This is a genomic window from Streptomyces similanensis (assembly GCF_039543625.1).
Classification (GTDB): Bacteria; Actinomycetota; Actinomycetes; order Streptomycetales; family Streptomycetaceae; genus Streptomyces; species Streptomyces similanensis.
The window spans coordinates 153,707-180,539 of record NZ_BAABKC010000037.1 but is presented as its reverse complement, the minus strand read 5'-3'; the positions used below and the strand labels follow the sequence as shown (position 1 = coordinate 180,539).

Genomic DNA, 26,833 nt, shown 5'->3' with positions numbered 1-26,833 from the left:
TCCTCAGCCCCCCTTCGGCGGGACGATCTGGAGATAGACGCCCGTGATCACCATGTTGACGAAGAACAGCAGGAGGAAGGTGATGACGACGGACTGGTTGACGGCGTCGCCCACGCCCTTGGGTCCGCCGCGCGGGTTGAGGCCGCGGTAGGCGGCGACGATGCCCGCGATGAACCCGAAGATGACGGCCTTGAGTTCGCTGACGTAGAGGTCGGGCAGCTGGGCGAGCGAGGAGAAGCTGGACAGGTAGGCGCCGGGGGTGCCGTCCTGGAGGTAGACGTTGAAGAAGTAGCCGCCGAGGATGCCGACCACCGAGACCAGTCCGTTGAGCAGGACGGCCACGCCCATGGCGGCCAGGACCCGCGGTACGACCAGGCGCTGCACCGGCGAGACGCCCATGACCTCCATCGCGTCCAGCTCCTCGCGGATGGTGCGGGAGCCGAGGTCGGCGCAGATGGCGGAGCCGCCCGCGCCGGAGATCAGCAGGGCCACGATGAGGGGGCTGGCCTGCTGGACGACGGCGAGCACGCTGGCCCCGCCGGTGAAGGACTGGGCGCCCAGCTGCTGGGTGAGCGAGCCGACCTGGAGGGCGATCACGGCGCCGAAGGGGATCGAGACGAGCGCGGCGGGCAGGATCGTCACGCTGGCGAGGAACCAGAACTGCTCGACGAACTCCCGGAACTGGAAAGGGCGTTTGAAGATGGCCCGGCTGACCTCGGCGGAGAGCGCGAAGAGCCGTCCGGTCTGCCGCAGCGCCCCGGTGATCATGAGCCGCTCCCGGTCGCCGGCAGGGGCATGGCGGGTGCGGTGGGGGCCGAGGCGTAGGTGCGCTCGATGGCCGCGCGGGCGGCGGGCGGCAGCCGGTCGAGCATGCCGAGGACGCGTTCGCGGCGCCGGGCGGCGGCGCGCCGCGCGGGCAGGCCCGGGGAGGGTTCGAGCTGCGGGACGATCTCGCGGGGCGTGTTCGCCCGGGTCCGGGGATCGGCGGCCTCGGCGGCCAGGGCCGCGGCGTCCTTCTCCTCCGACATGCCGATGGGGCCCTCGCGGCGGCCGGCGAGGAACTGGGCGACGACCGGTTCCTCGCTGGTGAGCAGCAGCTCGCGCGGGCCGAAGGTGACCAGTTCGCGGCGGAAGAGCATGCCCATGTTGTCGGGAACCGTGGCGGCGATGTCGAGGTTGTGGGTGACGATCAGCATCGTCGCGTCGATCTGGGCGTTGAGGTCGATCAGCAGCTGGGAGAGGTAGGCGGTGCGCACCGGGTCGAGGCCGGAGTCCGGCTCGTCGCACAGGATGATCTGCGGGTCGAGCACCAGGGCGCGGGCCAGGCCGGCCCGCTTGCGCATGCCGCCGCTGATCTCTCCCGGCAGTTTGCGCTCGGCGCCCAGGAGTCCGACGACCTCGATCCGCTCCATGACGATGCGGCGGATCTCGGCCTCCTTCTTGCGCGTGTGCTCGCGCAGCGGGAAGGCGATGTTGTCGAAGAGGGACATGGAGCCGAAGAGGGCGCCGTCCTGGAACATGAGCCCGAAGAGTTTCCGGGTCTCGAAAATCTCGCGCTCCGGACTGTTCACCATGTCCACCCCATTGATGAGGACACGGCCGCGGTCCGGTTTGAGGAGACCGATGAGCGATTTAAGAAACACCGTCTTACCGGTGCCGGACGGGCCGAGCATGACACTGACTTCACCGGCCGGAAGCGTGAGAGTCACATCCTGCCAGATGTTCTGCTTGCCGAACGACTTGGTCAGGCCCTCGACCACGACTTCGATTCCCATATCACCTCCGCCAAGGGTGAGCCAGTGCGCACCGGGTGCGCACGCTAAGCCGGTGCGCGGTTCTGTGGCAACAGGGACGGCACCGGTTTCCCGATGCCCTCCCGGACTTTGTCACCGCGCAGACAAGGTGCGGTCCACGACCTTGTCTCCGGACGACAGAGCAGGGCCGCGCGTCTCCGGGGGGTGGGATACGCGAGGCCCTGCCGGCGGGCGCACGGCCCTGAAGGAGGACACGGGCCGCACGACCGCCACACCTCCGGCCGACGGGGGGCCGCCGATGCGGAGGTCAGTGCTGCATCCGGCACGTTACGGCCGAGTAACCTGGACGGGCAATAGGCGATCGCATATTTACCGCGATATGTGATCCGCTCTTCGGCGAGCTGTCAACGCAGTGATAATTTCCCCGCCCGGAATTGTCATCGGATGCGTACGGGCCGCCCCTGACGACTGTTTCCGGGAGCTGCGCGCGCTGTTTCACGGGCGCGACGGGTGCACAACCGGCGGCCGTCTTTCTTGGCAGCGGGTGATGAAGCGGCGGCGCGGGCTGCTCACCTGAGCAACAGATGGTTGTCCTTTTCAAAGAATCATGGTCGGCGGCATTGTTCGGTCAAGTTTCCCGCAAGTAACGTCGGTGCTCGCGGTCGACAGATCCGGACCGCGGGCCGCTGCTCCGCCCTCCGTCGGTTCCGTCGCGGCCGATCTCTGCCGGTCAATCCACAAGGAGAGTCCCAGAGCCATGAAGAAGACCCTCAGAACGCTCGCGGTGGTGGCGGGCGCGGGTGCGGCCGCGTTCGGCATCGCCGTCGCCCCCGCCTCCGCGAACGCCTCCACGGTGTGGACCGTCAACCCGTCGCCGTCCAGCTTCACGGCGACCAACAGCGGCAACATCCTGCTGACCGCCAACATCCCGATGACGTGTACGACGTCGAGCGCCTCGGGCACCATGGCCAGCGCCACCGGCAACCCGGCGACGGTCGCCAGCATCAGCGCCATCAACTTCGGCACCGCCAGCTCGCCGTGCACCAGCCTCCTGGGCAACGTCACGACCGTGGCCACCACCCCGTGGACCATCGTCGCGAAGGACTACAACCCCTCGACCGGCGTCACCACGGGCTACGTCAGCAACATCAGCGCCAAGGTCAGCGCCGGCGCCTGTGTCTTCAACGTCAGCGGCAAGGCGTCGGGCACGTACACCAACTCCACCGGCACCCTGGCCGTCAACAGCGTCTCCGGTGAACTGGTCGTCACCTCGGCCACCAACTGCGGCACGGTCGTCACGACCTCCACCAAGCCCACCTTCAAGGGCAACTACCTCGTCAAGGTGAAGGGCACGAGCACCATCCCGACGATCGTCGGCTCCAACCCGTAGTCCCGACGAGTCCGCTCGCAACCGCCTGGCCGGGTCACCCCCGGCCGGGCGGTTGCCGCCGGTCCGGGGCGTACCGGCACCGCGGCGTCCCCGGCGGCGCCGCCCGGAAGAAGGAGAGTCACCCAGTCATGAAGAGGCCCCTCGGCAGGGTCGCCGTCGCGGTGGGCGCGGGCACGGCAGCGTTCGGCATCGCCGTCGTCCCCGCCTCCGCGAACCCGTCCACGGTCTGGACCGTCAGTCCCTCGGCGGCCGGCTTCACGGCGGTCAACAGCGGGAACATCACGATGACCTTCAACATTCCGGTCACCTGCACGGCATCCAGCGCGTCCGGCACCCTGACCGGCGGCAACGGCAACCCGGCCAAGGTCGGGAGCGTCGGCGCCGTCACCATCGGCACCATCACCTCGCCCTGCAGCACCATCCTGGGCAACATCACGATCACCGCCACCACCCCGTGGTCGATCGTCGCGCGGGACTACGACCCCTCGACCGGTGTCACCACCGGCCACGTCGGCGACATCAGCGCCAAGGCGGTCCTGGGCGCCTGCTTCTTCACCGTGGCGGGCAAGGCGTCGAGTTCGTACGACAACTCCACCGGCGTCCTGGCCGTCAACAGCGTCCCGGGCGAACTGACCGTCGCCTCGGCCACCAACTGCGGCACGCTCGTCACGACCTCCACCAGACCCACCTTCAAGGGCGACTACCTCGTCAAGGTGAAGGGCACGAGCACCATCCCGAAGATCACTGGCTCCCAACCGTGAAGCGGCCCCGCGGTGTTCCCTCCGCACCCGCCCGGACGAAGCAGCGGCCGGCGTTCCCCCGCGTGGCCGCCCGGCGCGCCGCGCACGCCCGGGCCAGGACCGCGACGACCGCCGCGTTCGTCGTGCTCGCCGCCATGGTCCCGGCCGCGGTCGCCGCCGCGGGCACCCAGCAGGTCGACACCACGCTGCCCTACGTGTGCACGCTTCCGTCCGGGCAGCGGCAGGCGACGGTACGGGTCTCGGCGGCCTTCCCGGACCGGGTGGTGCCAGGTGAGGCGATCCGGCCCTCGGACGTCACCACCACCGTGGAACTCCCCGCCGAGGCGGTGACGGACCTCAAGGCGCCCGAGGGGGCCGGGATCACAGCCGCGACCCGCCTCTCCGTCGGCGTCGCCCAGAACGACGCCACGGCCGAGGCGACCTGGCACGGGACGGCCGCCCCGGTCGCCGTCCCCGGCTCGGGGCCGCTCACCCTGTCCGCGACGGGCGACGTCCCCTCGGTGACCGGGCAGAGCGCCGGCGACCTGACGATCTCGGCCGGGAACCTGGCCGTCGATCTGGCCGTGACCACGACCGACGGCGCGGGCGCCGGGCCCGCTCCGCTCACGGTCGCCTGCACCCTCGACAAGGACGCGTCCGGACACGGCCTGCTGGCCACCGTGCCGGTCGGGTTCACGTCGGGCGGCTCGCCGTCGTCCTCGCCCTCCGGGCCGTCCTCGCCCTCCGGCTCCGCCACGCCCTCCGGGTCGTCCTCGCCCTCCGGACAGCCGTCCGGACAGCCCGGCGCCTCGCAGAGCCGGCGGGCCCCGAGGATCGCCGGGGACACGCCCGGTACCACCACGGACCGCGCCGGCGTGGCACCGTGCAAGTACGACGAGCACCACCCGGCGACGACGAGGTCGCTGGACACGTACGTCACCGGCTACACGAACGTGCGCAAGCAGAAGGCCGCGACGCTGCTCCCGCCGTCGTGCACGTTCATCGAGCAGGGGGACCTGCTCGGGTCGCTGTCGCCGGACGGCAGTCAATACCTCCTCACCCAGCACTCCGAGGGCCAGTTCTACTATCGGCAGGAGGCCAGCACCGCGCCGTTCACGGCCACCTTCCTGACCTTCGACTTCGTCCCGGCGACGGCCACCATGGTGCTGGAGCAGACGGGTCCCCTGACCGTCGACTCCGTCGGCGCCCTGGACATGTCGACCTTCGGCGGCTCACTGGACACCTACATCCGCGTCCCGGTGGTGCTCCATGTCACCTCGCTGAGCGTCAACGGCACGCCCCTGGACGTGGGAGCCTCCTGCCGCACCAGGACGTCGCTCCGCTCGCCCGACCCGGACCCGGCGCAGCACCCCGGGGACCATCTGCTGGTGAAGGGCCACGGCGAGTACGTCGGCGGCATGCCGGCCACCGGTTACCAGCTGTCCTCCGGCGGCGAGTTGACCGGCAGCGTCACGATCCCCGAGTTCACCGGCTGCAGGACGGCGGACGGCGAGAACGTCGACCGGCTGCTGACGGCCTCGGTGTCCGGGCCGGACAACTACGTCAAGCAGATCCAGGGGCAGGCATGCGGCCAGTTCGAGCCCCACTACGGAACCGAGTGCACCGATGACAAGCAGCCGATAAAGATCCCCGTCGCCCAGCGCTGAATCCCGCCACTCCCCGTACCCTCACGGAAGGCATCTCATGACCGGAATCTCCCGCCGTGCCGGACTCGTCACCACCGTCACCGCGCTCGGCACCGCCCTCGCCTCTTTCGCCGCCATAGGAGCGGCCACCGCCGCGACGACCCAGCTCAACGGCGAGTGGGCGCCCTTCACCCGCTGTCCCGTGGACGCCCCGGCGCTGGTGGCCGCGGACGGCCTGGACCGGACCCCGCAGTGCGTGGTGTCGACCTCGGCGAGCGGCTCCATCAAGCTGGGCAACACCACCGTGACCACCGGCCGCACCGACCTCCAGATCGGCGTCGTGGAGAACGCGGACGGCACCAGCACCGTCGCCGCCCCGGCCGGCGGCTCCCTGATCGCCGACTCGGCGACCGTGCCCGGCGGTCTGCTGGGCCTGATGTGTCCGAGCAACATCCCGGCCGTCTCGGCCATCTGCCGGCAGATCACCGACAGCAGCCTCAACAAGATCACGGCCACCGTGGAGTCGGTCGGCACACCCAGCGAATTCGACCAGACCGCGGGCATCCTCACGGACCAGACGATCGTCGCCATCCCGGTCCGCATCCACCTCCAGAACCCGTTCCTGGGCTCCAACTGCTACATCGGCACCAAGTCGAACCCGATCGTGCTGCGCCCGAAGAACCTCAACCTGCCCGACTTCGGCATGACGTTCTTCAAGGCCGACGGCACCCTCGCCGACGACGGCGAGATGAGCCGGATCAACCTCACCGGGTCGGTCCAGAGCGACAGCACCTTCGCCGTGCCCGGCGCCAGCGGCTGCGGGCTGGGACTGCTCGGCCTGATCGACGCGGCGGTCAACCTCAAGACCGGGCTGCCGTCGGCCGCGGGGAAGAACAACCTCACGCTCAACGACACCCACACCTCGCTGGCGGGTCTGCTGGCCCCCGGCACGGTCGCGCCCGACGCCGGCAAGGTGCTCTCCCAGGGCTGGCACTCCGCCGTCAGGTAATGGCCGCCCACCGGCGAGTATCAGCCGACCCGGCCGCCGACGGCCCCCGCACGACACCAATGTGCGCACGACTGGTGCACATCCCGGAGGAGTTGATTTAACTTCACCTTTCACACTGACATGCACCTGTAGGCAGGCCGGTGTCACCCGCCCCCGGGACGGGTGACACCGGTCGCTCTCCCCCACCAGGCGCGTCGAGAGCGAGGAACGACAGACTCATGCCGTCAACCATGAGGCCACCGGAACTCGGAGAACCGCTCGACCCCCTGCCCAGGGAGTTCGCGGCCCTCATCAGACCGGAATTACCCGGGCTCATGAAGGAGATACGCCTGGAGGTCATCCGCGCCTATCCCGTCTACGCCCGCCTGCTCAACGGCCCCAACGCCGACGCCATCCGCCAGGGCGTCGAGCAGGCCCTGTCCGCCTTCGTGGACCGGGTGGCCGAACCGGGCAAGGACTCGACGGTGCGCGACGAGCTGCTGCGCAAGTTCGGGCGCGTGGAGGCCTACGAGGGCCGCGACATGGGCACCCTCCAGGGCGCGTACCGGCTCGGCGCGCGGGTCGCCCTGCGCCGCGCCAAGGCCGTCGGCCGGCACTACCACCTCTCCGCCACCGTCGTCCTGGCCTTCGCCGACGCCCTGTTCGCCTACGTCGAGGAACTGGAGGCGATCTCCCGCGAGGGATATGTCGAGGTGCAGTCCCGGGCCGCCTCCGAGGTCTCCGCGCTGCGCAGGAAGCTGCTGCACCTGATCCTCGCCGCGCCGCCGCTGTCCCAGTCGACCGTCATGGAGCTGTGCGAGGCCGCCGCCTGGCAGCTGCCGGCCGAGGTCACCCTCGTCGCCCTGCGCTCCCCCGTCCCCGACCAGCTGGAGGCGGGACTCCCGGCGGACGTCCTGGCGGACCTGGACATCCCCCAGCCGCACCTGCTGTTCCCCGGAGCCATGACCCCGCAGCGGCTGGCGACGCTGGAGAAGGCGCTGGCCGGCACGCAGGCCGCCGTGGGCCTGACCGTGCCGCACGACCAGGCGGCCGACTCCGTCCGCTGGGCCCGGCGCGCGCTGCAACTGGTCGACGAGGGCGTCCTGGCCGACGCCCCCCTGATCTCCTGCGAGGACCACCTGGTCACCCTCTGGCTGCTGTCCGACCCGCCCCTCATGTCCCAGGTGGCGGCCAGGGAGCTGGCCCCGCTGCGCGAGCTGCCCGCCAGCCGGCGCGACCGGCTCCTGGAGACGCTGCGCGTGCACGTGTCCACCCGGGCCACCGCGGAGCAGGTCGGCGAGATCCTGGGCGTGCACGCCCAGACGGTGCGCTACCGCCTGCGCAACCTGGACGCCCGGCTCGGCGACCGGCTCACCGACCCCGACCACCGCTTCGCCCTGGAGGCGGTCCTGCGCGCGCTGGACCTGCGCGGCGGCGCCGGCGACTGACCGGGCGGCCGCCGCGCGGTGCGGTGGGGTGCGGACGGACGCCTAGGATGTGAGGGTGACGGCAAGAACCAGTGACATCGAGAAGGCAGCCGGTGTGCTGCGCGCCGGAGGGCTCGTGGCCCTCCCGACCGAAACCGTCTACGGTCTGGGCGCCGACGCCGAGAACCCCGTCGCCGTCTCGCGCATCTTCCAGGTCAAGGGGCGTCCGCCCAACCACCCGCTGATCGTCCACCTGGGCGGCGCGGGGCTCCTGGACGACTGGGTCGAGGAGGTGCCAAAGACGGCGCGCCTGCTGGCCGAGCACTTCTGGCCGGGGCCGCTCACCCTGGTCCTGCGGCGCGGCCGCCGGGTGCCCCTGGAAGCCACCGGCGGTCTGGAGACGGTGGCCGTGCGGGTCCCCGACCACCCCGTGGCGCTCGCGCTGCTCGCGGCCTTCGGCGGCGGTGTCACGGCCCCCTCCGCCAACCGCTTCGGCTCGGTCAGCCCCACCACCGCGCAGCACGTCCGCGCGGAGCTGGGGGACGCCGTCGACTTCGTGCTGGACGGCGGCTCCTGCGAGGTCGGCGTCGAGTCGACCATCGTGGACGTCACCGGCGACGCGCCGAGCATCCTGCGGCCCGGCGGGGTGACGCGCGAGGAGCTCGAAGCGGTGCTGGGACACCCGCTCGCCGTCCCCGCGACCAGTTCCGTCCGGGTGCCGGGCCAGCACCCGTCGCACTACGCGCCGCGTGCGCGGGTCGTCCTCGTCGAGCCGGAGAAGGTCGTCGCCGAGGCGGAGCTCGCGCGGGAGCTGGGGCACCGGGTGGGCGTCTTCCTGCCGCCCGCCCTCGCCGACACCCCGGTGCGGGCGCACGCCGTGGCGCGGGTGCCCGGTTCCACGGCCGCCTATGCGCGCGGGCTGTACGGGTTCCTGCGCGACCTCGACCAGCAGGGGTGCGACCTCATCGTCGCGTCGCTGCCGGCGGAGGAGGGGCTGGGACTGGCGATCGCCAACCGGCTGCGCCGCGCCGCGGGGCCCCGCACCACCGTGTGACCGCCGCCCGGCCCGGACGGGCCGGGCACGGGCCGGGCGCGATGGGTTGATCATGCCGGCGGGTGCTGGGACGCTGCCGCCATGGATCTGGGACTCGCGGGGAAGACGGCCTTCATCACCGGCGGAAGCGGCGGCATCGGGCTGGCCATCGGCCGCGCGCTGCACGAGGAGGGCGCGGCGGTCACCGTCTGCGGACGGGACCCGCGGCGGCTCCAGGAGTGCGGACTGCCCGGCGTCCGGGCGGACGTCACGGACCCGGACGCGCTCGCCCGGGCCGTCGACGAGGCGGCCGAGCGGATGGGCGGTCTCGACCTGCTGGTGGCCAACGCCGGCGGCGCGTCCGGCGGCGGCCTGCTGGACTCGACGCCCGAGGACTGGCTGCGCACCTACGAGGTGAACGTCCTGCACGCCGCCCACGCCATCCGCAGCGCGGTGCCGCACTTCGAGCGGCGCGGCGGCGGCAGCGCGCTCGTCGTGGCGTCGATCACGGGATGGAAGCCGGGCCCGAAGTCGTCGTACGCCTCGGCGAAGGCGGCGGAGATCCACCTCGCCGCCGCCCTCGGCCAGGAGCTGGGGCCGCGCAACATCCGGGTGAACGCGCTCAGTCCGGGTTCGGTGCTGTTCGAGGGCGGGGGCTGGGCCTGGTTCCGGGACAACCGGCCCGAGCGGTACGAGGAGTTCGCCCGCGACGACTTCCCCCGGGGGCGGCTGGTGGAGCCGCGCGAGGTGGCGGACGTGGCGTGCTTCCTGCTCTCGGCCCGCGCCGGCGGGATCAACGGCGCCAACGTCTGCGTGGACGCCGCCCAGGACCACCCGAGCGCGGGCCGGCTCTTCCCGTAGTCCGGGGCCACCGCCGCGAGATCATCCGATTCGCCCCGTACACCGGTTTCTTTGCTACGGCGGCATGACGACCTCGTGGCGGCGCCGGGCGAAGGCTGGCGTGACGGCGAAGCGCGGACCAGGCTGACATCGCCCCCCCACGGGTCTTCGTATCGCTTCCGCAGAAAGCCTCCCCCACCCATGTATCAAGCCCCTCCTCCCAGCGCTCCCCCGGCGCGGCCCACAGGTGCGCAGAGGAGGTTCCGCGCATGGTGCGCCATGTGATCCGCAAGGCGGCCGGCTGGCTCCTGATGATCGTCGTCGCCACCAACGCCACCTACTTCCTCGCCAGTTGGTTCCTGGACCCACGGTCGAACTACCGGGACCTGCGGCCCGTGCGCAGCGAGGACCAGATCGACCGCGCCCTCGCGCCGTACCACCTCGATCCCCGGGAACCGCTCGTGCACCGCTGGTGGGACTGGCTCACCTCGGTGACCCTGCACTTCGACTGGGGCAGGTCCCCGACCGGCGTCTCCGTCAACGGCGAGATCGGCTACCGTGCCCTGGTCAGCGCCGAGCTGGTCACCCTCGCGACCGTCCTGTCCGTGGTGATCGGCGTCGCGCTCGGCGTCTACACCGCCGCCCGGCAGTACGGCTGGGCCGACCGGTTCTCGCAGGCCGTGTCCATCCTGGTCTTCAACGTCCCCGCCTCCGTCGCCGCCCTGCTCGTGGTCTTCGTCGCCATCTGGCTCAACCAGCACGCCGGGCTGCGCTTCCTCTACGTCGCCGGGGAGAACTCGCCCGGCGTCGAGGGCCTGCTGCCCACGATCGCCGACCGCCTGCTGCACCTGATCCTGCCGACCGCGAGCCTCACCCTGATGGGGTACGTCGGCTACCACCTCACCCAGCGCTCGCTGCTGCTCGACACCCTGGGCGCCGACTTCGTGCGCACCGCCCGGGCCACCGGGCTCACCCGCGCCCAGGCCATCCGCCGGCACGCCCTGCGGACCGCGCTGATCCCGACCGCGGCCTCCGTGGCGTTCAGCATCCCGGCCGTCTTCACCGGCGCGGTCATCACCGAGTCGGTCTTCGCCTGGAACGGCATGGGCCGCTACTTCGTCCAGACGATCAGCAAGAACGACGTGCACGGCACGGTCGCCACGGCCGCCTTCGCCGCGACCCTGACCGCCGTCGGCGCGATCCTCGCGGACATCGCCACGGTCTTCCTCGACCCGAGAGTGCGGGTGAGCTGACATGAGCACCGACGCGAGAGCCGGCGCTCCGTCCGGCGCGCCCGTCCGCCCGGACGCGGAGCCGCCGCGCGCTGCGCGCCCCGCCCGCGAGCACGCCCATCTCGGCCTCGGCCGGCTGTACGCGCGGCGCTTCGCGCGCAACCGCCTCGCCGTCGCCGGAGTGGTGATCCTCGCGCTGCTGGTGCTGTTCGCCGCCCTCGGCGGCCACCTCACCCGCTACGCGTACACCGACGCCGACTTCACCGCGCTCACCGCGCCGCCGAGCGGCGTGCACTGGTTCGGCACCAACCAGGGCGGCAACGACGTCTACGCCTGCGCCGTGCACGGCCTCCAGCGCTCCTTGACGATCGCGGTCAGCGTGTCTGTGCTGACGGTCGTCCTCGCCGCGGTCATCGGCTCCGGCGCCGCCTACTTCGGCGGCCGGGTCGAGCGGGCGACGCTCGCCGTCATCCACTTCCTGCTGGTCGTCCCCTCCTTCCTCATCCTCGCCCTGGTCTCCCACCGGCTGGCCGGCGACTGGCGGGTGCTGATCGTCGTGCTGACCGTGTTCGGCTGGATGTCCACCGCGCGGGTGATCTGGGCGGTCTCGACCTCCCTGCGCGAGCGGGACTACGTGAAGGCGGCCGAGTTCATGGGGGTCGGCCCGCTGCGCGTCATCCTGCGCCACCTCATCCCCAACCTCGGATCGCTGCTGATCGTCAACCTGACGCTCGGAGTCGTGGCCACCGTGCTCAGCGAAACCGCCCTGTCCTTCCTCGGGTTCGGCGTCCAGACCCCGGACGTCTCCCTCGGCACCATGCTCGCCGACGGCGCGACCACCCTCACCAGCGCCCCCTGGCTGTTCGCGTTCCCGGCCGGACTGCTCGTCCTGCTCACCGTCTCGATGACCCTCATCGGCGACGGCCTGCGCGACGCCCTCGACCCCACCTCGGCGACCGGCTCGGCAGGAGGCCGACGATGACCCTCGCGACGCCGCTGCTCGACCCGGCGCCCGGAAAGGACGGCCGGCCCGTGCTGTCCGTACGGGACCTGCACATCACCTTCCCCTCCGAAGCGGGCCCCGTGCGGGCGGTACGCGGCGTCGGCTTCGACCTGCTGCCCGGCCGGACCCTGTGCGTCGTCGGCGAGTCCGGCTCGGGCAAGTCCGCCACCGCCCTGGGCGTCATGGGCCTGCTGCCGCCCTCCGCCGAGGTGCGCGGCCAGGTGCTGCTCGACGGACAGGACCTCGTCGGCCTCGACGACCGGGCGCTGTCGAAGATACGCGGCAAGTCCATCGGCATGGTCTTCCAGGACCCGCTGTCCGCCCTCACGCCGATCTACTCGGTGGGCAGGCTGCTCGCCGACGCTCTGCGCGTCCACCAGGACCTGACCAGGCGGGCCGCCTGGGAACAGGCCGTGCAACTGCTCGACCTGGTCGGCATCCCCGACCCGCGCGGCCGGGCCACCGCCTTCCCGCACGAGTTCTCCGGCGGCATGCGCCAGCGCGTCGTCATCGCGCTGGCCATCGCGAATCGGCCCGCCGTCCTCGTGGCCGACGAACCCACCACCGCGCTCGACGTCACCGTGCAGGCCCAGATCCTCGACGTGCTCAGGCTCGCGCAGCGGGAGACCGGCGCCGGCCTCGTCCTCATCACCCACGACCTCGGAGTCGTCGCGGGCCACGCGGACGACGTCGCCGTCATGTACGCGGGCCGGTTCGTGGAACACGCGGGCGTCATGGAACTCTTCCGCCGCCCGACGATGCCGTACACCGCGCGGCTGCTGGCCGCCGTGCCGACCGTGGACGGCGGCGTCCGCCGTCCACTGGTCCCGATCGGCGGCGAACCGCCCGCCCTGGTGGACCTCCCCGCCGGCTGTCCCTTCGCGCCCCGCTGCGCCGTCGCCCTCGACGCCTGCCGCACGGCCGAACCGGAGTCGCACGAGGTCACCGGACACGGCCACGTGGCGTGTCTGCGCGCCGCCGAGATCGCCGACGGCTCGCTCGACCCCAAGGGCGACACCCCGCCCGCCGGCCCGCCGGCGCCCGCGGACCGGACCGCGACCGGCGAGGTGGTGCTCCGGGTCGAGGATCTCGTCAAGACGTTCCCCGTCACCAAGGGCGCCGTCCTCAAGCGCCGGATCGGCACCCTGCGAGCCGTCGGAGGGGTCGGCTTCGCACTGCGCGCCGGCGAGACGCTCGCTCTGGTGGGCGAGTCCGGCAGCGGCAAGACGACGACGCTGATGGAGATACTGCGCCTGGCGCGGCCCGAGGGCGGCCGCGTCGAGATCTGCGGCACCGACGTCGCCGCACTCGACTCCCCGGCGGCCGTACGGCGGTTGCGGCGGGACGTGCAGATCGTCATGCAGGACCCGCTGGGCGCCCTCGATCCCCGGATGCCCGTCTCCCACTCGCTGGCCGAGCCGCTGCGGGCGATCGGCCGCGACCGCGCGTCGATCCGCGCCCGGGTGCGCGAACTCCTCGCCCTGGTCGGCCTCGACGACACGATCGGCGACCGCTTCCCGGCCGCGCTCTCCGGTGGCCAGCGCCAACGCGTCGGCATCGCCCGCGCGTTGGCGACCGAGCCGAGGCTGCTCGCGCTGGACGAGCCGCTGTCCGCCCTGGACGTCTCGGTGCAGGCCGGGGTGATCAACCTGCTGACCCGGCTCAAACGCGAACTGGGCCTCGCCTATCTCGTCGTCGCGCACGATCTGGCCGTGGTCCGCTACGTCTCCGACCGCATCGCGGTGATGTACCTGGGGCACATCGTGGAGACCGGGGACACCGAGGCGATCTTCGCCGACCCCAGACACCCGTACACCCGTGCGCTGCTGTCGGCGGTCCCGATCCCCGACCCCGGGCGCGAACGCACCCGTGAGCGCGTGGTGCTGACGGGCGAGCCGCCCAACGCCGCCCGTCCGCCGCGGGGTTGTGTCTTCGTGGACCGCTGCCCGCTGTACCGCGAGGCCGGCGAGGAACTGCGCCGCCGCTGCCGCACCGAGCCACCCGCGCAGACCCCCGTGGCCGGCGACTCGGGCCACCGCTACGCCTGTCACGGCGTCTGAACACACCCGCACCCGCGGCACACCCGGCACACCTCCGGCGCGTCCCGACCGCGCGACCAGGGGCCGCCGCCGTCCACACCCACACGCACGCCCGCACCCGGCGGCGCGGTGCCGTGTGCCCGCGCCCGCATCCACCGGTTCGCCCACTCGAAAGGAAACCCCGCCATGCGCGCACGACCGGCCCTGCCCGTCGCCCTGTTCGCCGCCGTCTCCCTCACCGTCACCGCCTGCCAGTCCTCGTCCGGGACCGGCTCGGCGCACCCGGACGGCAAGGACGCGCCCTCGGCCGCGCCGTCCGCCGCCGACTACAACCCCACGCCCTACGACCGGGTCAGGGACGGCGGCACGTACACCACGGTCGGCACCTTCGACGACCAGGGCAATCCGTTCAACGTGAACTCCACGCTCACCGCCGCCCGGGTCTGGGCCTGGTACAACGCCGACGCCATCACCTACTCGCCCACCGGCGAGGTGCGGTACAACCCCGACTACCTCAGCGATGTGAAGGTCTCCGTCCAGGGCGGCAACCAGAAGGTCGTGCTCACCCTCAACCCCAAGGCGGTGTTCAACGACGGCACTCCCATCGACTGGACCGCGATCAAGGCGACCTGGCAGGCGAACAACGGCTCCGACAAGGCCTACGCCGCCTCCACCACGAACGGCTACTCGCAGATCACCTCGGTCACCAAGGGTGTGAACGCCAAACAGGCCGTGCTCACCTTCAAGGGCGTCAACGCCTCCTGGTCGGCCCTGTTCTCCACCTTCCTGCACCCCAAGGCCGCCACGGTCGCCAACTTCAACGACGCCTACGTCAAGAAGGCCCACCCGGAGTGGGGCGCCGGGCCGTACACCGTCGGCACGTGGGACGCCCACTCGGGCGACATCACCTTCGTCCGCAACCCGAAGTGGTGGGGCAAGAGAGGCAAGCTCGACAAGCGGGTCTACGTCAACCTGGAGTCGACCGCGGCCGTCAACGCCTTCAAGAACGGGCAGATCGACTACGTCTCCGCCACCAGCGCGGAGAGCCTGAAGCAGATCAAGGGACTGAAGGGCACGGAAATCCGAAGCGGCGGCAGCCCCTTCGAGTACTCGCTGTACTTCAACGCCAAGTCACCCGTCCTCGCCGACAAGGCCGTGCGCAAGGCCATCGAGGAGAGCGTCGACCGGGCGCAGATCGCCAAGATCCAGTTCCAGGGCCTCGACTACACGGAGCCGCTGCCCGGTTCGGCCATCCTCTACAGCTTCCAGAAGGGCTACCAGGACAACGTCGCCGCCGTGCTGAAGTACGCGCCGGACGAGGCGAGGAAGGCGCTCGACGCGGCGGGCTGGAAGCCGGGCGGCGACGGCATCCGGGTCAAGAACGGCCAGAAGCTCGCCCTCGGTTACCCGCTCATCGGCGACGATCCGCTGGGCAAGGCCACCGCCGGGGCGCTCGCGGCCATGCTCAAGTCGGTGGGCGTCCGCCTGGACGTCAGGAAGGCGGACGAGGCGGAGTTCTCCCGCATCCTCAGCGACCGCAAGTTCGACCTGTTCCTGTCGGGCAACCGCTCGATGGACCCGTTCGGCGCGCGCAACCTGTGCGACTTCTACTGCTCCGACCGCGACTCCAACCTCACCGGCGCCGGAACGCCCGCGCTGGACAAGGAGATCCGCGCCGTCTCCCGGACCGGCGACCTGACCCAGCAGACCCGCGAGGCCAACGCGGTGGAACGCAAGGCGCTCCAGGAGTACGCCTTCCTGCCCATGTTCAGCGGCCCCTCCACCTACGGCGTCAAGAAGGGCCTCGCCAACGTCGGCGCGACCATCTTCTACAACCCGCTCCCGGAGACGGTCGGCTGGGAGAAGTGACGGCTCCGCGCGGGGGCGGGGGCCGGTGAGCGCTCACGGCGCCCGGCGCACCGCCTTCACGCGGCCGGCCGCGAGGGACCGCTCCCGCGCGGGCCGGTGATACGGCTCCGGGGGCGCCGCCGCCCGGAGCCGACCCGTGTTCACTTTCCCGCCATCTTGAAGACTCCTGGAATCAACCCGAGTTTCTCATGGGCTCCTCATGTGCCGTTGGTTGCGTGTGTCCGGCCGGGCGGACCGCAACGTATGAGCAAGGAGGCGCATGGTGTTCTTCTCGAAGGCAGCCGCGGCGCGCGAGCGCCGGACCGAAGAGGTTCCGGCGAACGCGGACGCGGGCACGGAGCGGACGGAGGAAGAGCCGCTGCACGTGGCCAGTCGGCTGCACGCGTTCAACCGGTTCGAGCTGAAATACCTGGTCCCGGTGGACCAGGCGGCGCAGATCCGGGACGAGCTGGCCGAGCGGATGGACCAGGACCCGCACAGCCCGGTCGGCGGCTACGGCGTCTGGAGCCTGTATTACGACTCTCCCCAACTGCGCTTCTACTGGGAGAAGATCGAGGGACTGAAGTTCCGCCGCAAGCTGCGCATCCGCCACTACGGGGACCTCGACTCGGTCACCGACGAGTCGCCGGTGTGCGTGGAGATCAAGCAGCGCGTGAACCGGGTCACCCAGAAGCGCCGCATCACCCTCCCGTACGGGGTCGCGCGGCAACTGTGCGACAGCCGTGAGCTGGTGGAGCACTCGGCGAAGGAGAGCGCCTTCGTCCAGGAGGTCCTCGAACTCGTCATCCGGCTGAACCTTCAGCCCACCGCCATCACCGGCTACCAGCGTGAGGCCCTGGTCGGCCGGGACGCCGACACCGGTCTGCGGGTCACCTTCGACCGCCGTATCCGCGGCCGCGACCGGGACTTCCACTTCGGCACCGCGACCGCCGAGAACCGGTTCACCCTCCCGCCGCACCTGTCCGTGATGGAGATCAAGGTCAACGAGCGCACCCCGCACTGGATCACGGACCTGACCGCGCGCCGCAACCTCAGTCTCATACGTGTCTCGAAGTACGTGCAGTCCATCGAGGCGTTCGGTCTGGCGCCCCGCTCGGTCTTCCACGTCAACGAGGCGAACCACCCCTCCCCCACCCGAGAGCAGATGCCGCAGCAGCGGTCGGCGCAGGACGCGCCACTGGAGATAGGAGCACAGTGAACTTCGACCTACAGGAACTCAGCGGCACGTTCAGCGTGGCCGACGTCGCGGCGGCCATGGTGCTCTCGTTCGTCCTGTCCACGCTGATCGGCTACGTCTACCGGTACACCCATCGCAACATCTCCTACAGCCAGTCCTACGTGCAGACCCTCGTCATCGTCGGCATGATCGTCGCCCTCATCATGCTGGTCGTCGGCTCGAACCTGGCGCGGGCGTTCTCCCTGGTCGGCGCGTTGTCGGTGGTCCGCTTCCGGAACGCGGTCAAGGAGACCAGGGACGTCGGCTTCATCTTCCTGGCGATGGCGATCGGCATGGCCTGCGGCGCCCGGTTCTACACGCTGGCCGCGGTCGGCGCCGTGGTGATCTGCGCGGTGATCCTGGTGATGTTCAAGTTCGACTGGTTCGCCCTGAACGTCCAGCGCCAGGTCGTCAAGGTGCAGGTCCCGGCCGGCGACGACTACACCCCGCAGATTCGCGACGTGCTGATCAAGTACACCAGCGAGTTCGAGCTGGTCAGCACCGAGACGATCCGCGGCGGCGCGCTGAGCGAGATCTTCTACACGGTGCGGCTGAAGAAGGGCGCCGAGCCCGGCGACCTGGTCAGCGCCCTCCAGGAACGGACGTCCGGGCAGCGGGTCACGGTCCTGACCGGTTACGACACGACGGATCTGTAGTGGCCGCGGACACCACCGCGCGGCGCGCGCGGCGGCTGCGGGACCGGCTGCCCGTCCGGCTGCGCCACCACTGGAAGCCGGTCGCGACCCTGGGCGTCGGGCTGGCGGCGATGGTCTACTTCCTCGGCGACGCGCGGATCTCCCCCTACGTCATGTCGTCCTCCCGGGTCGAAGCCGACCCCGTCACCGAGAACGTCAAGGGATCGGTGGACCTGTACGACACCTCGGTGTCGCACTCGATCCAGCTCACCTACCAGCAGACCGACTTCGACAAGATGATGAAGGAGTTCCGCAAGGACGGCACCAAGGACTACATCGAGGCCGACCTCATCATCGACGGGGTGTACCTCAACGACGTCGGGATCCGCCTCAAGGGCAACTCGACGCTGTCGTCCCTGCGCGGCAACAAGGGCATGCCCGGCGGCGGCGCGGCCCCGCCCCAGGGCGCGCAGGGCCCACAGGGCGCGCGAGGCGCCGCTGGTGGTGCCCCTGGCGGTGGCGGCATGGGCGGCATGGTGCAGTACGACCTGTCCGCGGCCAAGCCGGAGGAGCTGCCCTGGCTCGTCAAGGTCGACGAGTTCGTCGAGGGCCGCGCCTACCAGGGCGAGCGGGAGATCTCGCTGCGCCCCGGCAGCAACGGCCAGGCGCCGGTCAACGAGGCGCTGTCGCTGACGCTGACCCGGCAGAGCGGCCAGAAGGCCGAGCGGTACGCCTTCACCGGGCTGAAGGTGAACAACCGGCCCGTCGCCACCCGGCTCATGGTCGAGAGCCCCGACACCGACTACGCCGACGACGTCGCCGACGGCAACGGAGTGCTCTACAAGGCGAAGGCCGGCGGCAGCTTCGACTACCGCGGGGACGACCCGACGGACTACGAGTCCTCCTTCGAGCAGCTCAACAAGAAGGGCAGCCAGGATCTCGAACCGGTGATGAAGCTCATCAAGTGGGCGAACAAGGCGTCGGACGAGGAGTTCGCCCGCGATCTCGGCAAGTACGTGGACGTCGACTCGCTGGCCACGTATCTCGCGACGCAGAATCTGCTGCTGAACTTCGACGACATGGCCGGCCCCGGCAAGAACTACCTGCTCTGGTACGACCTGGACACCAAGAAGTTCTCCGTGCTGGGCTGGGACTACAACCTGACCTTCAGCGGTGACGCGACGGTCGGCCCTGACGACTCGATCAGCATGGGCGGCGGCATGGGCGGCGCCCGGCAGCCCGGCGGCGGCGCCAAGGGCGGGACCGCGACCGGCGGCGCGACCGGCGGGCGGCAGGGAGCGTCCCAGCAGCCTTCCGCAGGCGGCGCGGCCCCCTCGTCCGCACCGTCCGGCATGCCGCAGGGCGCCCCCGACACGATGCCTTCGGGCATGCCGGACGGCATGCCGCAGGGGGCGCAGGGGATGCCCGAAGGGATGCCGCAGGGGATGCCCAGCGCCATGCCCGAAGGGATGCCCGACGGCATGCCCGGTGGGAAGGGAGGCCAGGGTGGCCTGATGGGGCATGTGCTGAAGACCAAGTTCCTGGACTCCCAGCAGTTCGACGGCGTCTACAAGAAGGCATACCGCGAGCTGTACCAGCGGTTCTTCCAGTCGGGAACGGCGGTCGAGGCCCTGGAGTCCATAGCGGACCAGGCCCGCTCGGCGGGGGCCGACTCCAAGGAGCTGGACACCTCGGTGACCAAGCTCAAGAAGACGCTCACCGACCGTGCCGCGGCGCTCGCCAAGGACAAGCAGGTGACCGGCTGACGTGCCGGTGTCCCGGTCCGTCCCCCGAGCGGGGGCGGCGCCGGGACCCCGGTCCCGCCCGGACCGCTCACAGGCTTCACGGCTACCCTCGCGCCACGCCACCGACCCCGCAGCGTCCCTCCTGCCCAGGACCCCGAGGTATCAGCACGTGATCGAGCAGCCCCTTCCCGCGCGGCAGCGCACGTCCGCGACCGGGCACACCATCCTGGTCGTGGAGGACGACCCCAGTATCCGTACCCTGCTCACCTCCGCGCTCACCGCGGCCGGCTACACCGTGGCGAGCGCCGCCACCGGGCAGGAGGCGATGTTCGAGGCCGGCAGCCGCCGCCCGAGCCTGATCGTGCTGGACGTGATGCTTCCCGACATCGACGGGTTCCGGCTCACCCGCGAACTGCGCTCCCAGGGCGCCTACACACCCGTGCTGTTCCTCACCGCCCGCACCGGCGTCGAGGACCGCATCATCGGCCTCAGCTCGGGCGGCGACGACTACGTCACCAAGCCGTTCCACATCCAGGAGGTGCTGCTGCGCGTCCGCGCCATCCTGCGCCGCAGCGCCACCGCCGCCGCTCCCGACGTCCGGCCCCCGCTGCGCTACGCCGACCTCACCCTGGACGAACGCACCCGTGAGGTACGGCGCGCCGACCGCCCGCTGCAGCTGTCGCCGACCGAATTCCGGCTCCTGGTCTGCCTGTTGTCGCATCCCGAACGCGTGCTGGAGAAGGCCGAGATCCTCCAGCAGGTGTGGCGGCACGACTTCTCCGGCGACACCCGCATCGTCGACACCTACGTCAAGAACCTGCGCCGCAAGATCGACCACACCCCTCCCGCGCTCCTCCACACCGTGCGCGGAGTCGGCTACTGCCTGCGGCTCCCGCGCCCCGGGACGAACACCGGCGCACCATGACGCCCGCGCGCCGACTGCGCCCGCGCTCCCTGCGCAGCCGCCTCGTACTGATCGCCGGGCTCCTGGCGACCTGTGCCGTCGTCCTGTGTCAGATCGCCGGCCTCACCGTCGTACGGACCTGGCTCACCGACCAGGTGGACGACCGGCTCACCCATTTCCGGCCGCCGACGGGCGTCTACCGCTACATCGCGGACGGCGGGCTCCTGCGGCGCCCCACGACGGACACCACCCTGCCGTCGGACTACCGCGTCTTCTTCTACGACCAGCGGGGACGCCTGCTGGACTCGGCCCTGGGCGACAGCGACACCCCGGGCCCGCGCCTTCCCCGGAACGCGGCAGACCTCCACCTGACCGCGGGACGCCCCGGCACCCTCGCCGCCGAGGAGTCCTCCGGCTCGGAATGGCGGGTCATCACCTACATGGGGCCCGACCGCATGCGCGCCGTCGTCGCCCTCCCCCTGGACACCGTCGACGGCGCGACCACCAAACTGCTGTGGGTCAGCCTGGCTCTCGGCATCGCCGTCGCGGGCGGTGTGGTCGTCCTGGGCAACGTCGCCGTCCGGCTCGGCCTGCGCCCCCTCACCCGGGTCGAGCGGACGGCCCAGCGGATCACCGAGGGCGCCCTGGAGCTCAAGGTGCCCGTCCCCGACCCGGACACCGAGGTCGGCCGGCTCAGTCTGGCCCTGAACACGATGCTCGACCGGCTGCGCACGGCACTGCATCGCACGGAGACCTCCGAGCGGCAGCTGCGCCGCTTCCTGGCGGACGCCGGCCACGAGCTGCGCACCCCGCTCACCGCCATCCAGGGGTTCGCCGAACTCCTGCTCGACGAACCGCGGATGAGCGACGAGCGGCGCCACGAGGCGCACACCCTGCTCAACCAGAACGCCGAACGCATGAGCCGGCTGGTCGACGACCTGTTCCTGCTCGCCAGACTCGGCGAGAGCCCCCATCCGCACCGCGAGACCGTCGACCTGCTCTCCCTCGCCGCGGACGCCATCGCCACCACCGCGGTGCGCCACCCGCTGCGCGGCATCACCCTCGAACCGCTCGGGACGGCCCGCGCCGGTCACGACCCGGACCTCGACATCGTGGAGACCACGGGCGATCCCTACCAGCTCGCCCAGGTGGTGGGCAACCTCCTCGCCAACGCCTGCACCCACACCCCCCTCTCCGCCCGCGTCCGGGTGAGGGTCGGCGCCGCGTGCGCCGGGGAGCACGGCCTCGGCGCCGACCGCCCCGGCCGGGTCGGCGTCGGCCCACCGCAGGCTCCGGGCACCCCCCTGTGCGTCGTCGAGGTCGCCGACGACGGCCCGGGCATCGAACCCGGCCAGGCGGCCCGCGTCTTCGACCGCTTCTACCGGGCCGAGGCGCTCGGGACGGACGCGACGCCCGGGACCGGTCTGGGACTCGCCATAGCGGCCGCCATCGCCCAGGCGCACGACGGACGTCTCGAACTGGACACCCGGCCCGGCGCGGGCTGCGCCTTCCGGCTGCTGCTGCCCGCGCCCTGCCCGGCGCCGGACGCCCCGCACGAGACCCAGGACCCCGGCTGCGCGACGGGCGTCAGTGCCGGGAGGCGATGATCAGGAAGAGGACCAGGACGCCCAGGGCGATCAGGCAGCCACTGCCGCAGCCGGAGGACGATCCCTTGCGGAACTCGACCATCCCGCCGGGGACGACGTGCGGGTGGCTCCGCCCGTAGTGCTCCTCGATCGCGTCCGCCCCCTGGGACTCGCTCCCCCAGGCGGTGTGGTGCCCGCACTCGCCGCACCGGTACCGGTAGCTGTCGGCCATGACTGTCTCCTTCTGGATCTGTGGATCTGTGGATCTGTGGACCTGTTGGATGGGTCGATCGATGGGTTGAGGGATCTGTGGATTTTCAGTCGCCGTCCCGCGCGGCACGGATGAGGTGTTCGGCGAGGGCCTGGAAGACGCAGAGGTTCGGGATGCCGGAGGCGGCGGTGGCCCACACCTGCCAGCGGCCGTCGGCGCGGACCGCGACGAAACCGTTGAGGACGTCGATCCGCCGGACCCGGCTCCACCCGAGGACCGTGGTGCCGCAGCCGACCTCGTCCGCGGTGAGCCACACCGGGCCGAAGACCAGCCGTGCGCCCTGGTGCAGCGCGGCCAGGGCCCGTGGGGTCTGCGCGGCGACGACGGCCCGGCGGATCGCCGGCCACCACTCCTGCCACCGGCCGAAGTCGCCGCAGCGCAGCACGACCCGCTCGCCGTCGACGTCGACGAGCACGAGGGCGCGGGTGATGCCCCGCGCGGACAGCACCTTGCGCCGGCGCACCACCGTGGTGTCGAAGCGGATGACATGGATCCGCCTGCCGACGGCGAACGTCATGCCGTGCTCGTACAGGTCGAGCCGCGCGGCCGCGCGGGTGGCCGGTCCGCCGCCGGCCCCCAGCAGACGCCGTACGTCCGCCGTGGCCGTCCACCGCCCACCGGGCACGGTGGGCAGCGCCCGGTAGGTGGCGTGCCGCCGGCCCAGGCGCGCCCGGCCCGCGGTCGCGGAGATCCGGGCCAGCTGCAGTTCCTCGGCGCGCTCACGGTCCCCGGCGCCCCCGCTCACGCCGCGCCCGCCCGGCCGGCGCCGGCGTCCTCCCCGCGCAGCGCCGCCCGCCGGGCCCGCACCAGCACCTCGCCCGGCGCCACCCCCAGGTCCTCGGCCAGCCGCCGGCCGGTGCGGTCGAAGACGGCCAGGGCCTCGGCCCGCCGGCCGTCGCACCGCAGCGCGTGCATCAGCGTCGCGGCGACCTGTTCGTTCAGCGGCTCCTCAAGGGCCAGGGCGGACAGTGCGGTGATCGCCTCGCGGCGCCGGCCCAGCCGCAGCAGCCAGTCCGCCCCGCGCTGCGCCAGGGCGACCCGGCGCTGGGCGAGCCGCAGCCGTTCCGCCTCGGCGAACGGCCCGGGCAGTCCGGCCAGCGGCTCACCGCGGAACAGCTCCAGCGCCCGGCCGCACAGCCGTACCGCCTCGGTCAGGTCGCCGCCGCGTTCGGCCGCGGCGGCCCGGGTGACGAGGTCCTCCACGCACAGCGCGTCCACCTCGGCCACCCCGCGGACCAGCCCGTAGCCGTACCGGTCGCGCCGGATCACCGAGTCCGGGCGCTCCCCGAGGCGCAGGATCTTGCGCAGCCGGTACACGTAGACCGGTACGACGTTGCCGTCCGGCATCTCCCGGCCCCACACGTCCTCCAGCAGCCGCCCCCGGCTGACGGAGCGGCCCGCGCTCAGCGCCAGCGCCGCCAGCACGGCCTGCTGCCGTACCGGGCCGACGTCCACGGGCCGCCCCGCGAGCGTCGTGCGCAGCGGGCCGAGCAGCGACACCCGCAGCCAGGGGCCGGGCTCGGGCGCCGTGCGCCGGGCGCCGCCGGGTCCGGGCAGCGGCCCGCGCGGGCCCTGTCCGGGCACGACGAGACCGCAGTCGAAGGCGTGCACGATGGCGGCGGCCCGGTCGCGCAGCCCCAGCTTCCCCAGGACACGGTCGAGCCGCTCGGCCACCGCCCCCTCGGGCAGGACCAGGGCGGCGGCGATCTCGGCGTTCCCCAGGCCGCATCCGAGCGCGTAGAGCACCTCGCGCTCCTCTGCGGTGAGGAACGCGGCGCCCCGGCCGGCGCGGTCCGCGGTCGTCGTCGGCATGGCCACTCCCCGTCTCCAGGACCGGGCGCTCCACTCGCCCCGGTCGCTCATGTCGATGGCGTCGAGGGTGGCCGCCGTGCAGGAAATGTGGACAGAGCATTCAACCGGTCATATGTGACCGGTGGCCGCGCTAGAGTCCCCACCTGCGCACTTGCGGACGACATGACGGGGAGGGGCCGTAGCTGTGGCCGGTGGGTTCGGCGCGGTGCTGCGTCGGCTGCGCGAGCGGGCGGGGCTGACCCAGGACGAGCTGGAGCGGCGTTCCGGGGTCAGCGTGAGCACCATCCGCGGTCTGGAGACCGGCAAGCGCGGCAACCCGCGGATGACCACGGTGCGGCAGCTGGCCGACGCGCTCGCCCTGCGCAGCGAGGACCGCGAGGAGTTACTCGGCGCCGCCGTCCCGGGGTACCGGGGCGCCGGTTCGGACACGGCGGCCGGGCCGGCAGCGGCGACGGCCGCACGAACGGGCGACGCGGCTCCGGGGGCGGCGGACGGGCAGGCGGACGGAGCGGCTCCGGGCCCGGCTACGGCGGCGTCGCCGGCGGACGGAACGGCTCCGGAAGCGGGGACGTCGGCTGCACGCACCGCCGGAACGGCCGAGGAGGCGAAGGCCGCGGGCGGCGAGGCGGGCGCGGAGGTGGCGGGCGGCGAGGCGGGCGCGGCGGCCACGGCGCCGTACGCCGTGCGGCAGCCGGTCCCGGCGGCGCGGACCGCGCTCGCGGACGCCGCCGAACAGCTCGCCAAGGCGGTGGCGGCCCGCTGGCAGCGCGAGGAGGAACAGCGGCGGGTCCAGGACCCCTACCCGCTGCCGGTCCGCTGGCAGGCCGCCCGTCCGGCGCTCACCGACCACTGGGCCAACATCCGCCGTCTGCCGCCGGGAGTTCCGGGCGAGCCCCTGGACCTGGGCGGCCGACTGGCGGACATCGCGAAGACCTACCGGAGCGTCCCCTCCGGCCGGCTGGTGGTCCTCGGCCGGTCCGGCTCCGGCAAGACGGTCCTGACCCTGCGCTTCGTCCTCGACCACCTGGCGTCGCGGACGCCCGCCGAGCCCGTACCGGTGATCTTCAGCATCGGCGCCTGGGACCCCACCGCCATCACCCTGCGCGACTGGCTGGCCGAGCAGCTGACCCGCGACCACCCCGGCACCGCCGCCCCGGGACCCGGCAGGACGAGCCTGGCGTCCGCGCTGGTCGACGCCGGCCGTGTCCTGCCGGTGCTGGACGGCTTCGACGAGATGGCCGACGGGCTGCGCCGCCCCGCGCTCGAAGCCCTCAACGCCACCACCCTCCCGCTGCTGCTGACCAGCCGCCCCGCCGAGTACGCCGCCGCGGTCGCCGAGACGGACGTGCTGACCTCCGCCGCGCCGATCGAGCTCACCGACCTCACCCTCGACGACCTGGACCACTACCTGCCCCGCACCACCCGCAAGTCCGACCGCGCCGACCCCGCGGTCGGGGCCTGGGAGTCCGTGCTGAAGAGGCTGCGCGAGCCGTCGCCGGACGGGCCGCCGGCCCCGCTCGCGGCGGTTCTGTCGACGCCGCTGATGGTCGCGCTCGCCCGCACCGTCTACAGCGACACCCCGGAGCACGATCCGGCCGAACTGCTCGACACCGCACGCTTCCCCGACGCCCGGACGCTGGAGGAGCACCTGCTCGACGACTTCCTGCCCACCGTCTACCGCCGGCGCCGCCCGGGCGCGCGCCGCTGGGATCCCGACCGCGTGCAGCGCTGGCTCGGCCACCTCGCCCACCACCTGACCGAGCTGAGAACCCCGGACCTGGCGTGGTGGCGGATCGGCCACGGCCTGCGCGACTCCACCCGCACCCTGGTCACCGCCCTCGTCACCGCGCTGGTCATCGGACTCGTCGACACCGCCCTCTCGACCGGTTTCAGCGGTTCGCTCACCGGTGGCCTGGTGGACGGCACCATCGTCGCCGTGCTGGCCGGCCTGCTGTTCGGGCTCGTGCACTGGTTCACGTTCACGCTCACCGGCAAGGACGTCGGACCGTCCGCCGTGCGCCTGCGGATCCGCGGCCGGCCGGACACCACCACGTGGTCGGCCGGCCCCCGGCTGCTGATCGGCACCCTGGGCGGCGCGCTGTTCGGCTTCGCCTACGGGTTCCTGGTCGGCCTGCTGCGCGCGTACGTCGGAGACCTGGGGGCGTCCGCCACACTGGGCCTCGGACTCGTCAACGGGATCGTCTTCGGCATGGTCTTCGGCGGCGCCACCGGACTCACCTTCTGCCTCCTCGGTCTCCTGGAGACCCCGCTCGACATCGTGTCCGCCGTCAGCCCGGGCAGCGTCCTGAACACCGACCGCAGGACGGCGCTCACCCAACTGGCCGTCTGGACGCCCGTTTTCGGCGTGGCGGTCGGAGTCGGGTCCGGACTGGTGATCGACCTGTTGCAGGGGAGCCTGGGCCAACTCGCCGCCGACCCCGTGGCCAGTGCCCTGCTCGGCGCCATCAGCGGTCTGGGCGGCGCCCTCGGCTACACGCTGACCCTGACCGCCTGGGGCCAGTGGTGCGTGCTCTCCCGTATCTGGCTGCCGTTGACCGGACGCCTCCCCTGGGCCCTCGCCGCCTTCCTCGACGACGCCTACCAGCGCGGCGTGCTGCGCCAGGCCGGTGCGGTCTACCAGTTCCGGCACGCCCGTCTGCAGAGCCGCCTCGCCCAGACCCGCCGACGCCGACGAGGGTGAAC

At 72.1% G+C, this 26,833-nt stretch carries 22 protein-coding genes; 17 read left to right on the top strand and 5 right to left on the bottom strand.

Going from position 1 to position 26,833, the window contains the following annotated elements; translation table 11 throughout:
• Window positions 1–3: 3 nt before the first annotated feature.
• Both ABEB07_RS12200 and ABEB07_RS12195 read right to left on the bottom strand, forming a co-directional pair.
• Window positions 4–768, bottom strand: a complete 765-nt coding sequence (locus tag ABEB07_RS12200) for an MlaE family ABC transporter permease (RefSeq protein WP_176147510.1) — start codon at window positions 766–768, stop codon at window positions 4–6.
• Complete coding sequence (locus ABEB07_RS12195; RefSeq protein WP_345668342.1) at window positions 765–1,775, bottom strand: ABC transporter ATP-binding protein; 1,011 nt, start codon at window positions 1,773–1,775, stop codon at window positions 765–767. The genes ABEB07_RS12200 and ABEB07_RS12195 overlap by 4 nt, the downstream gene beginning before the upstream one ends.
• Before the next feature lie 736 nt (window positions 1,776–2,511).
• Between ABEB07_RS12195 and ABEB07_RS12190 the strand changes: the two genes are divergently transcribed.
• From ABEB07_RS12190 to ABEB07_RS12115, 16 genes are all read left to right on the top strand, one after another.
• The gene (locus ABEB07_RS12190; RefSeq protein ID WP_176147508.1) at window positions 2,512–3,144 is read left to right on the top strand and encodes a hypothetical protein; all 633 of its coding nucleotides are present in this window, start codon (window positions 2,512–2,514) and stop codon (window positions 3,142–3,144) included.
• 128 nt (window positions 3,145–3,272) lie between these two features.
• A complete protein-coding gene (locus tag ABEB07_RS12185) occupies window positions 3,273–3,905 on the top strand; it encodes a hypothetical protein (protein WP_345668341.1) in 633 nt (210 codons plus the stop codon).
• A 62-nt stretch (window positions 3,906–3,967) separates the two neighbouring features.
• Entirely contained in the window at window positions 3,968–5,551 is a 1,584-nt protein-coding gene (locus ABEB07_RS12180) for a DUF6801 domain-containing protein (RefSeq protein WP_345668340.1), read from the top strand.
• A 37-nt stretch (window positions 5,552–5,588) separates the two neighbouring features.
• On the top strand, window positions 5,589–6,539 hold the full coding sequence (locus ABEB07_RS12175) for a hypothetical protein (RefSeq protein ID WP_345668339.1): 951 nt from the start codon (window positions 5,589–5,591) through the stop codon (window positions 6,537–6,539).
• Window positions 6,540–6,757: 218 nt separating this feature from the next.
• A complete protein-coding gene (locus ABEB07_RS12170; protein WP_176147505.1) occupies window positions 6,758–7,966 on the top strand; it encodes a helix-turn-helix domain-containing protein in 1,209 nt (402 codons plus the stop codon).
• A 55-nt stretch (window positions 7,967–8,021) separates the two neighbouring features.
• On the top strand, window positions 8,022–8,999 hold the full coding sequence (locus tag ABEB07_RS12165; RefSeq protein ID WP_345668338.1) for an L-threonylcarbamoyladenylate synthase: 978 nt from the start codon (window positions 8,022–8,024) through the stop codon (window positions 8,997–8,999).
• An 81-nt stretch (window positions 9,000–9,080) separates the two neighbouring features.
• Window positions 9,081–9,839: an SDR family NAD(P)-dependent oxidoreductase gene (locus ABEB07_RS12160; protein ID WP_176147503.1), complete on the top strand. Its 759-nt coding sequence runs from the start codon at window positions 9,081–9,083 to the stop codon at window positions 9,837–9,839.
• A gap of 248 nt (window positions 9,840–10,087) precedes the next feature.
• A complete protein-coding gene (locus tag ABEB07_RS12155) occupies window positions 10,088–11,071 on the top strand; it encodes an ABC transporter permease (protein ID WP_345668337.1) in 984 nt (327 codons plus the stop codon).
• 1 nt (window position 11,072) lies between these two features.
• Window positions 11,073–12,032: an ABC transporter permease gene (locus ABEB07_RS12150; RefSeq protein ID WP_345668336.1), complete on the top strand. Its 960-nt coding sequence runs from the start codon at window positions 11,073–11,075 to the stop codon at window positions 12,030–12,032.
• A complete protein-coding gene (locus tag ABEB07_RS12145; protein WP_345668335.1) occupies window positions 12,029–14,113 on the top strand; it encodes an ABC transporter ATP-binding protein in 2,085 nt (694 codons plus the stop codon). Before ABEB07_RS12150 ends, ABEB07_RS12145 begins: the two co-directional genes overlap by 4 nt.
• A 165-nt stretch (window positions 14,114–14,278) precedes the next feature.
• On the top strand, window positions 14,279–15,961 hold the full coding sequence (locus ABEB07_RS12140; RefSeq protein ID WP_345668334.1) for an ABC transporter family substrate-binding protein: 1,683 nt from the start codon (window positions 14,279–14,281) through the stop codon (window positions 15,959–15,961).
• Window positions 15,962–16,325: 364 nt separating this feature from the next.
• On the top strand, window positions 16,326–17,159 hold the full coding sequence (locus ABEB07_RS12135) for a polyphosphate polymerase domain-containing protein (RefSeq protein WP_345668412.1): 834 nt from the start codon (window positions 16,326–16,328) through the stop codon (window positions 17,157–17,159).
• Window positions 17,156–17,833 carry a DUF4956 domain-containing protein gene (locus ABEB07_RS12130; protein ID WP_345668333.1) on the top strand — a complete coding sequence of 226 codons (678 nt, stop codon included), beginning with the start codon at window positions 17,156–17,158 and terminating at the stop codon, window positions 17,831–17,833. The genes ABEB07_RS12135 and ABEB07_RS12130 overlap by 4 nt, the downstream gene beginning before the upstream one ends.
• A complete protein-coding gene (locus ABEB07_RS12125; protein WP_345668332.1) occupies window positions 17,833–19,578 on the top strand; it encodes a CotH kinase family protein in 1,746 nt (581 codons plus the stop codon). The genes ABEB07_RS12130 and ABEB07_RS12125 overlap by 1 nt, the downstream gene beginning before the upstream one ends.
• Window positions 19,579–19,726: 148 nt before the next feature.
• On the top strand, window positions 19,727–20,482 hold the full coding sequence (locus ABEB07_RS12120) for a response regulator transcription factor (protein WP_345668331.1): 756 nt from the start codon (window positions 19,727–19,729) through the stop codon (window positions 20,480–20,482).
• Window positions 20,479–22,068: a sensor histidine kinase gene (locus tag ABEB07_RS12115; protein WP_345668330.1), complete on the top strand. Its 1,590-nt coding sequence runs from the start codon at window positions 20,479–20,481 to the stop codon at window positions 22,066–22,068. Before ABEB07_RS12120 ends, ABEB07_RS12115 begins: the two co-directional genes overlap by 4 nt.
• Here ABEB07_RS12115 and ABEB07_RS12110 read toward each other — a convergent pair.
• The 3 genes from ABEB07_RS12110 to ABEB07_RS12100 form a co-directional block, all read right to left on the bottom strand.
• Window positions 22,049–22,279, bottom strand: coding sequence for a hypothetical protein (locus ABEB07_RS12110; protein ID WP_176147498.1), 231 nt, complete (start codon window positions 22,277–22,279; stop codon window positions 22,049–22,051). The two genes, ABEB07_RS12115 and ABEB07_RS12110, sit on opposite strands and share 20 nt — an antisense overlap.
• 85 nt (window positions 22,280–22,364) lie before the next feature.
• Window positions 22,365–23,063 (bottom strand): DUF6585 family protein, encoded by a 699-nt coding sequence (locus ABEB07_RS12105; protein ID WP_345668329.1) that lies wholly within the window; start codon window positions 23,061–23,063, stop codon window positions 22,365–22,367.
• Complete coding sequence (locus tag ABEB07_RS12100) at window positions 23,060–24,130, bottom strand: BTAD domain-containing putative transcriptional regulator (RefSeq protein WP_345668328.1); 1,071 nt, start codon at window positions 24,128–24,130, stop codon at window positions 23,060–23,062. Before ABEB07_RS12100 ends, ABEB07_RS12105 begins: the two co-directional genes overlap by 4 nt.
• Before the next feature lie 184 nt (window positions 24,131–24,314).
• Here ABEB07_RS12100 and ABEB07_RS12095 point away from each other — a divergent pair, with 184 nt between their 5' ends.
• Complete coding sequence (locus ABEB07_RS12095; RefSeq protein ID WP_345668327.1) at window positions 24,315–26,831, top strand: helix-turn-helix domain-containing protein; 2,517 nt, start codon at window positions 24,315–24,317, stop codon at window positions 26,829–26,831.
• The last annotated feature ends 2 nt before the right edge of the window (window positions 26,832–26,833 follow it).

Bases quoted from the DNA above. Each gene is read 5' to 3' on its own strand.
- ABEB07_RS12200 (WP_176147510.1), bottom strand. From the start codon at position 768: ATGATCACCGGGGCGCTGCGGCAGACCGGACGGCTCTTCGCGCTCTCC.
- ABEB07_RS12195 (WP_345668342.1), bottom strand. From the start codon at position 1,775: ATGGGAATCGAAGTCGTGGTCGAGGGCCTGACCAAGTCGTTCGGCAAG.
- ABEB07_RS12190 (WP_176147508.1), top strand. From the start codon at position 2,512: ATGAAGAAGACCCTCAGAACGCTCGCGGTGGTGGCGGGCGCGGGTGCG.
- ABEB07_RS12185 (WP_345668341.1), top strand. From the start codon at position 3,273: ATGAAGAGGCCCCTCGGCAGGGTCGCCGTCGCGGTGGGCGCGGGCACG.
- ABEB07_RS12175 (WP_345668339.1), top strand. From the start codon at position 5,589: ATGACCGGAATCTCCCGCCGTGCCGGACTCGTCACCACCGTCACCGCG.
- ABEB07_RS12170 (WP_176147505.1), top strand. From the start codon at position 6,758: ATGCCGTCAACCATGAGGCCACCGGAACTCGGAGAACCGCTCGACCCC.
- ABEB07_RS12160 (WP_176147503.1), top strand. From the start codon at position 9,081: ATGGATCTGGGACTCGCGGGGAAGACGGCCTTCATCACCGGCGGAAGC.
- ABEB07_RS12155 (WP_345668337.1), top strand. From the start codon at position 10,088: ATGGTGCGCCATGTGATCCGCAAGGCGGCCGGCTGGCTCCTGATGATC.
- ABEB07_RS12150 (WP_345668336.1), top strand. From the start codon at position 11,073: ATGAGCACCGACGCGAGAGCCGGCGCTCCGTCCGGCGCGCCCGTCCGC.
- ABEB07_RS12145 (WP_345668335.1), top strand. From the start codon at position 12,029: ATGACCCTCGCGACGCCGCTGCTCGACCCGGCGCCCGGAAAGGACGGC.
- ABEB07_RS12140 (WP_345668334.1), top strand. From the start codon at position 14,279: ATGCGCGCACGACCGGCCCTGCCCGTCGCCCTGTTCGCCGCCGTCTCC.
- ABEB07_RS12115 (WP_345668330.1), top strand. From the start codon at position 20,479: ATGACGCCCGCGCGCCGACTGCGCCCGCGCTCCCTGCGCAGCCGCCTC.
- ABEB07_RS12110 (WP_176147498.1), bottom strand. From the start codon at position 22,279: ATGGCCGACAGCTACCGGTACCGGTGCGGCGAGTGCGGGCACCACACC.
- ABEB07_RS12100 (WP_345668328.1), bottom strand. From the start codon at position 24,130: ATGCCGACGACGACCGCGGACCGCGCCGGCCGGGGCGCCGCGTTCCTC.